General features: G+C 68.4%; 9 protein-coding genes. 5 read left to right on the forward strand and 4 right to left on the reverse strand.

What is annotated here, in order from left to right; translation table 11 throughout:
* The first annotated feature begins 34 nt into the window (after window positions 1-34).
* Window positions 35-409 carry a DUF1622 domain-containing protein gene (locus tag SH591_RS01885; RefSeq protein WP_322830547.1) on the forward strand — a complete coding sequence of 125 codons (375 nt, stop codon included), beginning with the start codon at window positions 35-37 and terminating at the stop codon, window positions 407-409.
* Here the strand turns inward: SH591_RS01885 and SH591_RS01890 are convergent.
* On the reverse strand, window positions 406-1,512 hold the full coding sequence (locus SH591_RS01890) for a PAS domain-containing sensor histidine kinase (RefSeq protein ID WP_324750276.1): 1,107 nt from the start codon (window positions 1,510-1,512) through the stop codon (window positions 406-408). The genes SH591_RS01885 and SH591_RS01890 overlap by 4 nt on opposite strands.
* 117 nt (window positions 1,513-1,629) lie before the next feature.
* Between SH591_RS01890 and SH591_RS01895 the strand changes: the two genes are divergently transcribed.
* Window positions 1,630-2,889: a M24 family metallopeptidase gene (locus SH591_RS01895; protein ID WP_324750277.1), complete on the forward strand. Its 1,260-nt coding sequence runs from the start codon at window positions 1,630-1,632 to the stop codon at window positions 2,887-2,889.
* Here the strand turns inward: SH591_RS01895 and SH591_RS01900 are convergent, their stop codons facing one another.
* The gene (locus tag SH591_RS01900; protein ID WP_324750278.1) at window positions 2,890-5,559 is read right to left on the reverse strand and encodes a putative bifunctional diguanylate cyclase/phosphodiesterase; all 2,670 of its coding nucleotides are present in this window, start codon (window positions 5,557-5,559) and stop codon (window positions 2,890-2,892) included.
* Window positions 5,560-5,759: 200 nt separating this feature from the next.
* On the opposite strand from SH591_RS01900, the gene SH591_RS01905 reads away from it, so the two are divergent.
* Both SH591_RS01905 and SH591_RS01910 read left to right on the forward strand, forming a co-directional pair.
* A complete protein-coding gene (locus SH591_RS01905) occupies window positions 5,760-5,933 on the forward strand; it encodes a hypothetical protein (protein ID WP_324750279.1) in 174 nt (57 codons plus the stop codon).
* 82 nt (window positions 5,934-6,015) lie between these two features.
* Window positions 6,016-6,840, forward strand: a complete 825-nt coding sequence (locus SH591_RS01910; protein ID WP_324750280.1) for a phytanoyl-CoA dioxygenase family protein — start codon at window positions 6,016-6,018, stop codon at window positions 6,838-6,840.
* 47 nt (window positions 6,841-6,887) lie between these two features.
* Here SH591_RS01910 and SH591_RS01915 read toward each other — a convergent pair whose 3' ends face one another.
* A complete protein-coding gene (locus SH591_RS01915) occupies window positions 6,888-7,619 on the reverse strand; it encodes a CsgG/HfaB family protein (protein WP_416385202.1) in 732 nt (243 codons plus the stop codon).
* Between the two features lie 298 nt (window positions 7,620-7,917).
* Here SH591_RS01915 and SH591_RS01920 point away from each other — a divergent pair, with 298 nt between their 5' ends.
* Window positions 7,918-9,846, forward strand: a complete 1,929-nt coding sequence (locus SH591_RS01920; RefSeq protein WP_324750282.1) for a S9 family peptidase — start codon at window positions 7,918-7,920, stop codon at window positions 9,844-9,846.
* Between the two features lie 19 nt (window positions 9,847-9,865).
* Here the strand turns inward: SH591_RS01920 and addB are convergent, their stop codons facing one another.
* A complete protein-coding gene (addB, locus tag SH591_RS01925) occupies window positions 9,866-12,808 on the reverse strand; it encodes a double-strand break repair protein AddB (protein WP_324750283.1) in 2,943 nt (980 codons plus the stop codon).

Below are 12,808 nucleotides of genomic sequence, written 5' to 3' on the forward strand. Positions count from 1 at the left end.
CGTTCTCCGCTCAACTCATGTGCGGAGCCCCGGAATGGAAGCCTCGTTGCTGGAGGGAATTCGCTGGACAGTCCGCGCCATCGAGGTCGTCGGAATCGCGATCATCGTCGTCGGCGCTGCGGCCTCCCTGCTTCTCTTCCTGAGGGATTTGGCGCGGCGCATCGGCAAGGACGCGGCTTTCGAAGCGTTCCGCTCCGACCTCGGCCGCTCGATCCTGCTGGGACTGGAGTTCCTCGTCGCCGCAGACATCATCAACACCGTCGCGATCGAGCCTTCCCTCGACAGCCTCGCCGTGCTCGCCGGCATCGTGCTGATCCGGACCTTCCTCAGCTTCAGCCTGGAGGCGGAGATCGAGGGGCGCTGGCCATGGCAGCGCGCCGCGGCCGAGCAGCGCCGAAACGACGCCTAGAGCGGCACGGCCGGGAGCTCGACGACGAAGCAGGTGCCGCCGTCCGCATTGTCCTCCGCCCAGATACGGCCGCCATGGCTCTCGACGATCGTGCGGCAGATCGACAGGCCGACGCCCATGCCGCTGTCCTTGGTCGACCGGAACGGCTCGAACAATGCGTCCCGTGCGGCTTCGCTGAGGCCGGGGCCCGTGTCGCTAACGGTGATCCGGATATGGCTGCCATGCCGGGAACCGCTGATGCGAAGCGTCTTGCACGACTCTCCCTCCATCGCCTCGATGCCGTTGCGGACCAGATTGAGGATGACCTGCTCGAGCTGGATGCGATCGGCGCTGACGCAGAGACGCGGCGCATGATGGATGACCGCCTCGACGTCGCGGTCTGCGGCGCCCACGAGCGCGAGCGCGGCCGCCTCGTCGATCACCTCGGCAGCGTCAACGATCGTTCGCTGTGTCTCGCCCCGGACCGTCATCGTGCGCAGACGGCGTATGATCTCGCCGGCGCGCATCGCATTCAGGCGGGCGCCGTCCAGAACCGGGCCGAATGTTTCGGAGTCGAGCGGCCCCTTGCGAAGCGCCGTACCGCACGCCGACAGGTAATTGCTGATCGCGGTGAGCGGCTGGTTGAGCTCGTGCGCCAGCGTCGCTGCCATCGTGCCCATGGCGCTGACCCGGGAGACATGGATCAGCTCCGACTGCAGCCGCGCGATTTCGGCCTCGGCTTCCTTGCGCGCGGTGATGTCGCGGACGAAGCCGAGAAACAGCTTCTCGTGGAAGCGATTGGTGAGCATCACCGACAGTTCGATCGGGAATTCCTCACCGCTCTTGCGCAAGGCGGTCAGCTCGACCCGCCGGCCGAGGATCGAAACTTCGCCGATGTTCAGGAAACGCTCGAGACCGATATCGTGCCGCCGCCGCTCAGAAGCCGGCATGATCAGCTCGCTCATGCGCCGGTTCAGGGCTTCGGCCGCGGTCCAGCCGAAGGTGCGCTCGGCGAGCTTGTTCCAAGCGGCGACGGTGCCGTCGTGGCGCATGACGACGACGGCATCGAGCGCCGTGTCGAGGACGGCGGATAGGAGCTGATCCGGGTCGGCGGACGAAGTCATCGGGCGGACTTAGGCAGGCCCGCCCGGTTCGCGATACCGCGCGACTACGGGGGCGAGCCGAATTCCGCCGGGATCGGCGCCTTGCCAAAGCGGCCGGCGTCGGGGATCAAGGGCCCCATGACGATCCTTTCGAACCGACGCGATTTCATCGGCATGACGGCCGGCGCTAGCGCGCTCGCCGCAGCCGCCCCCAGCGGCCTGCTGGCCCAGGTCCCAACCGGACTGACGAAGATGACCACGGATGTCGTCCCCATCGAGCCTGCCGAGCGCCAGGCGCGGATCGCCAAGGCCCAGCGCCTGATGCGCGAGCAAGGCATCTCGGCGCTGCTGATCGAGCCCGGCGCCTCCCTGGTCTATTTCACCGGCATCCATTGGTGGCGCAGCGAGCGGCTCACCGCAGCGATCCTGCCGGCCGAGGGCGAGATCGGCATCGTCACGCCCGCTTTCGAGGAACCGTCGATCCGCGAGAGCCTGGCCGTTCCGGGCGACGTGCGGGTATGGCAGGAGGATGAAGACCCGCTCGCGCTGGTCGCCGGCTGGCTGCGCGACCGCAAGCTCGGCCAGGGCACGATCGGCGTCGAGGAGACGGTGCGCTTCTTCGCCGTCGACGGGCTCGCCCACGCGCTGCCGCAGGCGAAGATCAAGTCGGGGGCCGCGGTGGTGCGCGCCTGCCGGATGGTGAAGTCGCCGGCCGAGATCGCGCTGATGCAGAAGGCGACCGACATCACGATCGCCGCCTACCGCCACGTTCATCCGCGGATCAAGCGGGGCATGACGCCGCGCGACATCGGCCGAATGATGGACGAGACCACTAGCGCGCTTGGCGGCACTCCGGAATTCTCGCTCGTCCTGCTCGGAGAGGCGGCCGCCTACCCGCACGGATCGGGCAAGCCGCAGCAGGTGCGCGACGGCGAGATCGTGCTGATGGACTGCGGCTGCCATGTCGAAGGCTATCAGTCGGACGTGTCGCGCACCTTCGTGTTCGGCGAGGCGAGCGCCGAGCAGCGCAAGGTCTGGGATAAGGTGCGGCGCGGCCAGGCGCTGGCTTATCAGGCGGCGAAGGTCGGCGTGTCGGCCGGCAGCGTCGACGACGCCGTGCGCGGCTGGTACGAAAGCCTCGGCTATGGGCCGCGCTACAAGCTCCCGGGCCTCTCGCACCGCACCGGGCACGGCATCGGCCTCGAGGGCCACGAACCGGTCAATCTGGTCCATGGCGAGAAGACGAAGCTCGCGCCGGGCATGTGCTTCTCCAACGAGCCCGGTCTGTACCTCCCCGGCAAGTTCGGCGTGCGGCTGGAGGATTGCTTCCATATGACCACGCAGGGCCCGCGCTGGTTCTCAACGCCGCCGACCTCGATCGACAGGCCGGTCGGCTGATCAGCCCGCGCGCCGCTGTCGCCACCAGCGCCGCGACTCGCCGAGGCTCCGGAGCAATTCGGGGATCTGGACGCCGGGGACGGCCGCACTGAAGAAATAGCCCTGCGCCTCGTCGCAGCCCCTGCCCCGCACCTGATCGAGCTGCTGGCGGTTCTCGACGCCCTCGGCGGTGATCGCCATGTGCAGCGAGACGCCGAGGCCGGCGACGGCGCGGACGATCGCCTGCGAGGCTTCCTGGCCTTCGAGCCCGGTGATGAAGCTGCGATCGATCTTGATCTTGTCGAACGGGAATTTGTGCAAATAGCTCAGCGACGAATAGCCGGTGCCGAAATCGTCGAGCGCGATGCGCACGCCCATATCCTTCAACCGGCGCAACGTCGCGAGGTTGGCGTCGCTGTCGCGCAGCAGCACCGACTCGGTGATCTCCAGTTCGAGCCGCAGCGGGTCCAGCCCCGTCCGGTCGAGGATGGCCGCGACGCGCTCGACGAGGTTGCGGCTGTGGAACTGGGCTGGAGACAGGTTGACCGCGAGGCGCAGATGGCCGGGCCAGTTGCGAGCCTCGGCACAGGCCTTTTCCAGCGCCCATTCGCCGATCGGTACGATCAGCCCCGTTTCCTCGGCGATCGGGATGAACTCGTCGGGCGGGACGAGTCCGCGATCGGGATGGCGCCAGCGCATCAGGGTCTCGAAGCCGGAGACCTCGTCCCGGTCGAGCGCGATGATCGGCTGGTAGACGAGCTCCAACTCGCCGTTGGCGAGAGCGACGCCGAGATCCGTCTTGAGGCGCTTCCGGTCGCGGTTGCTGCGCTCCATCTCCGGGTCGAACAGCGACCAGGTCCCGCGCCCTTCCGATTTTGCGGAATAGAGGGCGAGGTCCGCATGCTTCAGCAATTCGCCAGCATCGGCAGGGCCGCAATTGCGCCAGGCGATGCCGATGCTCGCCCCGATCCGCACGACCGCACCGTCGATCACATAGGGCGCGGCGAGGTCGGCGACGATGTGCTCGGCGAGCAGCGCCGCGTCCTCCGCCGCATAGCCGGTGAGGCCAATGATCGCGAACTCGTCTCCGCCGGTGCGCGCCACCAAGTCGTTCGCCTGGACCCGCCGCTGCAGCCTGGAGGCGACCTCGCTCAGCACAGAGTCGCCGGCCGCGTGACCGTGCATGTCATTGACCTCCTTGAAGAGGTCGAGATCGATGCCCATCACCGCGAAGGATTCACGCGTAGCGCGGGAGCAATATTCGTCCAGCCGGGCCTGGAAGCGGACGCGATTGGCGAGCCCGGTCAGCGCGTCGTGGTGCGCCAGATGCGCCAAGCGCTCGGCCGCCTCGCGCCGCTCCGAAATGTCGCGGAAGAAGAGCGACAACGAATCCGGCCGGGGATGGGCGTGCAGTTCGAGCCATTTCCCCTGCTGCTCCAGATAGTCCTCGACGCTGACCGGCCGCTGCCGCTCCATCGCATCACGACAATGATGGGCGAGCGAGCAGCCATCCTCGGGGAACAGGTCCCACAGGTGCGCGCCGATGCGGAGCAAATCGGGTCGACCGATCAGGCCGTGCGCATTGGCGTTCGCGTAGGTGATCCGCCACTCACCATCGAGCACGATCACGCTGTCCGTCGTGCTCTCCAGCACGTTCGCGAGGCGGAAGCGGCTCTCCGCAAGGCCGCAGGCATTCTCTTCGGCAGCGATGCGCAGTGCGCGCTCCCGGCTCAGCCCCATATGTTCGCGGACGCCGATTACGAGCGCGAAGAGGAGCCCGATCGGAAGGCACAGCGTGAACAGGGCGCCGCTATGAAGGACGCCCGAGAATGCCCCGGCCGCGAGGATCGCTGTCACCGCCGCGGTCGGAACGAACGCCTCGAGCCAGACCCGCGGCCGCGGTGGCGCGAATGCCGTTTCCGTAGCGGCTTGCGCCTTGAGGCGGATAATCATCCGGATGGCTGCCGTTGCGACCAGGAGCGGGCTCGCCACCCAGAGATAGTCTGCGATTCCGATCCCGCCGCCCATGCGCGCCATCAACGCCCGGCCGAACTCGTAATCGGCCACGGCCTGGCCGAGGATGGCGATCAGGATGAGCGAGAAAACCGAGCGCTTTGCGGGCTGTGTGTAGAGCAGCATGCAGGTCACGCCGAACAAGGCGGTGCCGAGCCACAAGGCGGGTACGAGGAAGGCCACCAATGTGCCGAGCGGCGTCAATTGCGACGCGGCGAGATCGGGAAAGGTGACGATGAACGCCGCGATGCCAGTGGAGCACAGAACCAGTGCGAGATTGCAGAGCTGGACCCGATCGATCTGGCCCTTCGCCGAGCCGAAGCGATAGATGCCGGCAATGACCGTCAGGGCGGCGCCGAGATAGAAAGCGTCCGACAGGCTCGGAAAGCCGGGAGGAGAGCCGACGCTCGCCCGAAAGGTGAAGAGCAGGCTTCCGAGCGCCCAGGCGATGCAGCCACCGCCGAAGCACCGCCACGCAGCATGGTCGCGATCGCACGACAGGCGGGCGGCCCACAGGCACAAAGCCGCCGCAAGCGCGGGCGCCGCGGCCCATCCGAAATGGAACCAGGCGAGGAGGCCGGCGCCGTCCATGCCGCGCAACGCCAGAATCCAGAAGAAGCCGACGAACGCCGCCGCCGGCAACAACTGCAGGCAGAGATTGCGAAGTGCGGATGGCAATGTCGAAGAAGGGATATTTCCGGCCATGGTTCCGGCCGGAATTATGGGCACAAAGTCAAATTCTTCCGTTCCCCCCGTGCGGTAATATTCCTTATCGGCGGAATGCACGGCATTCTCCGGTTTCCGACCGGCCGCTTGGAGCACTGGACCCCAGCCCGCGCCCGGTTGCGCCGGCCGGGAGCGCTGGTTAGGGAGATCGGATGCTACGCCCCGAAACCCAAAGCAAAGACGCCGCTGCGCATCCTTCCGATGGCTCCGAAGATGACGGTCGGCACAAGAAGAACCGCCTGATCAAGGGAGTCGCCTTCGGGATCGGCTCGGCGGCCATCGTCGCCGCCCTGCTCTACGCCAACCGCTCCAAGCGCAACGGCTGACGCGCGGCCCGGCTGGACGCAACATTGCTAGTCCGGACGTGCAATCCCGGTTAGCCTCCAACGGGTTAACCGAGGGGGCTGCGTGAACCAGGCTACCGATCCCTACGATCCCGCCGCGATCATGCGCGGCCTCTACGGCGACGGAATCATCGCCTTCCAGGGGGCGTTCGGACGCCCCTGGGTGGAGCGGATGCGCGAGGATATCGAAGCGCTGTTCATCGAAGCGCGGCAGGTGCCCGGCGGTGCGCTACCGCGCGGGCCCGAGCGTTTCTACGTCGAGGTGCAGCCCGAGCGGGTGCGCGGCTTCGTCGACATCGTCACCCACCCCTGGTTCGTGGCCGTATGCCAGACCGTGCTCGGGCCAGACTATAAGGTGGTCGAGATCGGCTTCGACATTCCCTTCCCGGGCGCGGCCGACCAGCCCTGGCATCGCGACTTCCCGGCGCCCGAGGCGACCACCCGTGGGCGGCGGCTCAATTCGCTCGCGTTCAACCTGACCGCAGTCGACACCGTGCCGGCCATGGGCCCGCTCGAAATCGCGCTAGGGACGCAGTGGGACGATCTGTCCGGGTGCCCGGATACGATGTTTCCGCCGAAGGAACTCTATCCCCGCTATCGCGAGCGGATGGTGCGCAAGATGCCGCAGATGGGCGACATGTCAGCGCGCTCGGCGCTCACCATCCACCGCGGCACCGCCAACCGCTCGGACCAGGCGCGGCCGGTGCTGGTCGTCGGGGTCGACGCGCCGGACGCGACCAACGCCCACCATCACGATCTGCAGGTGACGCGGGACTATGCGGCGACGCTCCCGCAGAGCGTGCTCGACCATCTCACCTATCGGCTGGTCGATGCGCTGGAAGTGGTGGTCCAGCACCATGTGATCGAGGGGCTGCTTCAGCCCGAATAGCAGGGACGGCGCCGCTCCCTTCGGCGCCGCCCCCTACCCCGCGCGGCTCAGCGCGCGACCGGAGCGGCCGCGCTGGGGTTTGCCGGAAGGCCGCCCAACTGGGTGACCAGATTCTTGTAGGCGTCGAGGTAGGCCAAGACGAGCACCTGGCCGATGTCGGTATTCTGGTAGCCGCCGCCACCGACCGCACCGAAGCCGCCCCACCAGCCCGCGCCGCCGCCGGCGCCGAAGCTCCAGTCGGACTTGCGGGCATAGCCCTCCGTCATCCGCTCCTGTTCGGTGGTGCGGCTGTTGACGAGCGTGAGGAGGACGTTGGCCTCCTTCTTGTTGACGCTGATATTGCCGGCGAGCGCGCCGAACGTGCTGCCGCCAAGGAATCCGCCAAGAGCGGCGCCGATATTGTTGCCGCCCGAACGGTCGTTCTTCGAGACGATGTCGGGGACGATGAAATAGTCGGCGGCCTTGACCTGGCCGCGGCCGATGTTCGAGCCGCCCTGCAGCTCGCCATTGTCGGCCAGCGCGCGCTCGATGTTGCGGCTCTGCAGGCCCTTGTTGCGGTCGACGAGGCTAAAGCAGCCCGACTTCATGACGAACATCTTGATCACCGCCTCCGGGCTGCCGAGGCCGAGGCTCTGCCACCAATTATTGTCAGGTTCGACGATCGCGATCGTGCCGAGCTTGCGGGTGCAGACCGGGATTTCGGCCTGGGCCTTTTCCTGGGCCTTGCGGCCCGAGGATTTGTCGGCCGCCATGGCCGGAGTCGCGGCAACCGCGATCATGGAAACGGCAGCGATAAGAGCCAGTTTGCGCATCGATTTTCCCCCTTTTAGGACCGTTGTGCCCCGACCGGCCGATCTGTGCCGATCAAGTTGATCTTCTGCCTAGGAGGGGCTCTCGTCGAGGTCGCGGCTCTTGCGGCTGAAGCCGCGCGCTATGCTGCCAACGCGGCAGCGTGCGACGAAAGCGCCAATTCCATCGACGGGGATGCACTCCGGCCTGATGTTTCCCGCACCCTGTCCTTCCACGCGGCCGCATGCCACAAACGCTGCCGACAACCAGATTCGGGGAAATATCCAGATGCGTTCTGCCGTGCTTGCCCTGCTCCTCGCCACCGCCGCGCCGGCGATCGCCCAGAATGCGCCCGTCGAGACCCGCCAGGTCGGGACCGCCACCCTGGAGAACGTGCCGGCCATTCCCGCCGAGGTGAAGGCGGCGGTCCAGCGCTACCAGAACTACCGCGAGGCGACCTTCCGCGACTGGCTCCCCGACGGATCGATGCTGATCACCACCCGCTTCGGCACCACCAACCAGGTCCACCGCGTCGCTGCCCCGGGCGCGGCCCGCACCCAGCTCACCTTCTTCGACGAGCCGGTCGGCGGCGTCTCGACGATCCCCGGCAGCGACCGTTTCGTCGTCACGCGCGACACCGGCGGCGACGAGTGGTTCCAACTCTACGCCATGGGCCTGACCGGCGAACCGGTGGCGCTGACCGAGCCCGGCACGCGCAACCAGGGCACGGTGTTCAGCAAGGACGGCAGTCTGATGGCCTGGTCGCGCGCGATCAAGGGCTCGCCAGATTACGCCATCTTCACCGCCGATCCGTCCAGTCCGGGATCGCGCAAGCTCGCTTATCAGGGCACGGGCGCGATCCAGGCCGCCGACATTGCGCCCGACAAGAGCCGCATCCTCCTCGCCCGCAACCTCTCCAACCGCGTCACCCGGCTGTCCCTTCTCGATCTCGCCACCGGCGAGGCGCGCGAGATCGCCTTCACCGCCAAGCCGGCCCGCTACGAGGAGGCGCGCTTCACGCCGGACGGCAAGGGCATCATCGTCATCACCGACGCCGATGCCGACAATCGCCGGCTGGTCGAGATCGACCTCACCAGCGGCAAGCGCACCGTCCTGGCGCCGGACCTCAAATGGGACGTCGAGACCTTCAAGCTCAGCCCCGACGGTCGCGTGCTGGCTTATGCGGTGAACGAGGACGGCTTCTCCAAGGTCGTGCTGCAGGACCGCGTGACGCGGCGCGCGCTGCCGCAGCCCCAGCTGCCGCGCGGCGTGCTGACCGGCCTGGAATTCTCGCCGGACGGGTCGAAGCTCGCCGTCAGCCTTTCGACTGCCACGTCGGCCGGCGACGTCTGGAGCTGGGACGTGGCCGGCGGGCAACTCGTCCGCTGGACCGAGTCCGAGCTGGGCGGGCTCGACACGAAGTCGCTGGCCGAGCCGAAGCTGATCCGCTTCAAGTCCTTCGACGGGCTCTCGGTCCCCGCCTTCGTCTATCGCCCCACCAACGTGCCTGCCGGCGCGAAGACCCCGGTGGTGATGGACATTCACGGCGGCCCGGAATCGCAGACGCGCCCTGGCTGGAATCCCGGCGCGCAATATATGGCCAACATGCTCGGCGCGACCGTGATCCTGCCCAACGTCCGCGGCAGCGACGGGTACGGCACCAAATATCTCAACCTCGACAACGGCCCCAAGCGCGAGGACAGCGTCAAGGATATCGGCGCCCTGCTCGACTGGATCGCCGCCCAGCCCGACCTCGATAAGGACAAGGTCGCCGTCTACGGTCAGTCCTATGGCGGCTACATGTCGCTGGCGGTGATGACCCATTATGCCGATCGCCTGGTCGGCGGCGTCGAGCGCTACGGCATCAGCGACTTCATCACCTTCTTGAACAACACCGAAGCATATCGTCGCGACAACCGCCGCGCCGAATATGGCGACGAGCGCGACCCGAAGATGCGGGCCGTGTTCGAGCGCATCAACCCGCTCGCCAACGTCCACAAGATCACCAAGCCGATCCTGGTGATGCAGGGCGCGAACGATCCGCGCGTGCCCAAGTCGGAAAGCGACCAGGTGGTGGCGAAGATCCGCCAGAACGGGGTGGATGCCTGGTACGTCGTCTATGCCGACGAGGGCCACGGCTTCCTGAAGAAGCACAATAACGACCTGCGCCGCGAGGTGGAGACGGTGTTCCTGCGCAGGCTATTCGGCAGCCAGTAAGGCGAAGCGGCCGCGGGGATCAGCCCTCGCGGCCGTACCATTCGTCGAGGCGCATCAGCTGGTCATATTCGCCATAGGGCGCATATTCGGGATGGAGCTTGGCGGTGAATGGCTCCTCGCCGGTCAACCATTTCTCGGCCGCGCCGATGAAGTTGCGCGCGGCCACGGTCGTGAACTCGGCCGGATCGAGACCGTTGCGGCCGCCGACCGGGCTGGCGACATAGCCGAGCTTCCCCGCTTTCTTCGCCAGCGACCAATATTCGAAGCCGGCGGGGACGCCCTCGACGCCCTCGAAGCCACCGCGCTCGGCGATCAGCCCGAGCAGGCCCAATTGCATCGAATAGCCTTCGGCGACGGCCTTGGGCCCTGGCGGCATTCCGGTCTTGTAGTCGATCACCACCAGGCTGCCGTCGGCGGCGCGATCGAGTCGGTCGGCCTTGCCGCCGAGCTTCACCCCTGCGATTTCGGTCGCGCCCCAGATTTCCGCTTCGAGCGGCACGCGCCCGGCGGCGCGATTGGTCGCGACCTGCTCGGCCACCCAGTCGATCGCCTCGAGCAGCCGCGGCTGCCACAGAGCCCGCATCAAGGGATGCGCCGAAGCGGTGGCGAGGAAGGCTTCCGCCCGCGGACGCAGCTTGTCCGGGTCGCAGCCATCCTGCTTCATCCAGGCTTCCAGCACGTCGTGAACGGCGGTGCCGCGCCAGGCCGGGCTTGGATCGGCATCGATCGGGTCCAGCGCCAGCAGCCGCAGCATCTTGCGCGCATAGAAAGCGAACGGGTCGGCTTTCAGCCGGTCGACTTCGGTGACCGAGATCGACCGCGGGCGGATGTCCGCCGGGGGGACCGGCGCCGGCTGCGCGGCCGGGCGATAGTCGGCCGGCCTGTCGAGCGCCTGCGCCCAACGGCGGAGCCGCGGCTCGCGGGTGAGCCCGCCGGTCATCGCCTCGAGCCGGAGCCACAAGCGCGAGGCGATAGCGGGCGCGCGCGCGTCGCGGCGGGCGCGGGTCACCAGCACCTCGCGGCCGCCGAGCGCGGTGGCGAAATCGTGGGCGGCAAGGCCGATGCGCCGCTCCAGCCCCGGCAGGCCGAGCTCGGCGCGGATGCGCGGGGCGAGCCACGGATCGGGCGTCGGCAGCGCGGGCCACGTCCCTTCGTTGAGCCCGGCCAGGATCATCAGATCGGCATGCTGCAGCCGCGCTTCGAGCAGGCCCCAGATGAAGATGCGCGGATGCTGACCGTAAGGCGGGCGCACGGCGACGGCGTCCATCAACTGCTGGAGCAGAGGCGCCAGGCTGGCGCGATCGAGCCGGCCCGGTCCGTGCTCGGCGGCCGGCTCCGCACTGGCGAACAGGTCCGCGGCCGCCCGTCCGGCCGGACCGGCCCAGACAGCGTCCTGGGTGAGGTCCGACGCCGCCGAGCGGAGCGCGCCCAGCAGTTCGGCAATCTTCGGCTGCGGGACGGCGAAGGCCGCTTCGAGCGCATCCAGACGCCGCCCCGCGCCTTTCCACCACAGGCCTGCCCGCCTGCGCAGCTCGCCGTCGCGGCCGCTCGTATCGGCGAGATAATCGGCAATGCCCTTCAGCCCGGCGGGCGGGCGCGGTCCGCGCAGGGCGAGGTCGAGCATGCGCACCCCCTCGAGCCAGTCGAGGCGCCCCTCCTCTTTCATCACCAGCGGATGCTTGAGGAATGCCAGCAGCGACACCGGCGCGAACGATTCGGCGGCGGCGGTAGCGAGCGCCAGCAGCAAGGTTCCCGGCGGAGTCTGGCTGAGCGGGCGGCCGGCGCTATCGTCGGCCTCGATGCCCCAGCGCTTCAAATGCGCCGAGACGCGGCGGGCGAGGTTGCGGTCGGGCGTCACCAGGGCAGCGGTTCGCTCCGGAGTCTCGAGCGCCTCGCGCAATGCCAGCGCGATCGCCTGCGCTTCCTCGGCCGGGTCGGCCAGTTCGAGCGCACGCACGCCCGAGAGGCGCCGCTCCGCCGGCTTCAGGTCCTGCCACTTGCCGGTGAAACGGGCCGGCGCCATCGCATGGGCGATAGCGCGGCTGCGCACTGCCGGCGCATCCCGGCCGCCGCCCCAGCGCCAGCGTTCGACCTCGCCGCGCCTTACGCCCATGCGGTCGAGCAGCAGCTTCAACTGGAATTGCGGATGGGTTTCGATCGCACGCGGTCTACGGCCGGTGACGGGATCCGGGTCGTGGGGCCCGAGCGCGTCCCATTCCTCGTCGGGCATCGCCGTGTCGAGCGCGGGCAGGACGACCATACCCTGCTCCAGATGCGCCACGGTCTTGAGCAGGCGTGCCACCGCCGGTGCCGTCGTGGTGATGCCGACGGCGGCGACAAAGCCGCGCGGCGGCTCCGCCTGCCATCGCCTGGCGACGGCGGCGAGCAACCGGTTGCGGCGCTCGGCCAGGTCGATGCGGCCGCGCTCCTTCAGCAAGGCCGGCCATTCGTTCAGGATCAGGCCGAGCCGGTCGAGCGACTTCTGCCAGTGGATCGACAGATCGGGCAGGTCCGCAGCGATTCCGCGCAGACGGGCCGGATCGATCTCCTCGATCAGCAACTGATCGAGCGTGCGCGCCAGATGCTGGGCGAGGCGCAGCGCCTCGGCGGCGTCGACGTCGCCGTGGCGCTGGACCAGGCGGGCGAGCAGCATCAGCCGCTCGACCGGGTCGATCGCGGGCGGGATGCGCTCGCCCTCCCCCAGCGGCTCGAGCGCGCCGCCGATCCGCTCGTCGAGCTCGGGATCGCCGACCGGGACGAGCCGCGGCAGCAGCAGACCCTTGTCCGAACGACGGACGAACGCGTCGGTCAGCGCGCGGGCGGCACGGTTGTTGGGCACGAGGACGATGCCCTGCGCCAGCCCGAGCGGCCCCTGCCCGTGGCGCGCGAGCAGCCGCGCCGCCAGCGCATCGGCGAAGGCGCGGTGGGGCGGGATCGTGTAGACGGACGGACGCAGGCTCAC

Source organism: Sphingomonas sp. LY54 (genome assembly GCF_035594035.1).
GTDB lineage: Bacteria > Pseudomonadota > Alphaproteobacteria > Sphingomonadales > Sphingomonadaceae > Allosphingosinicella.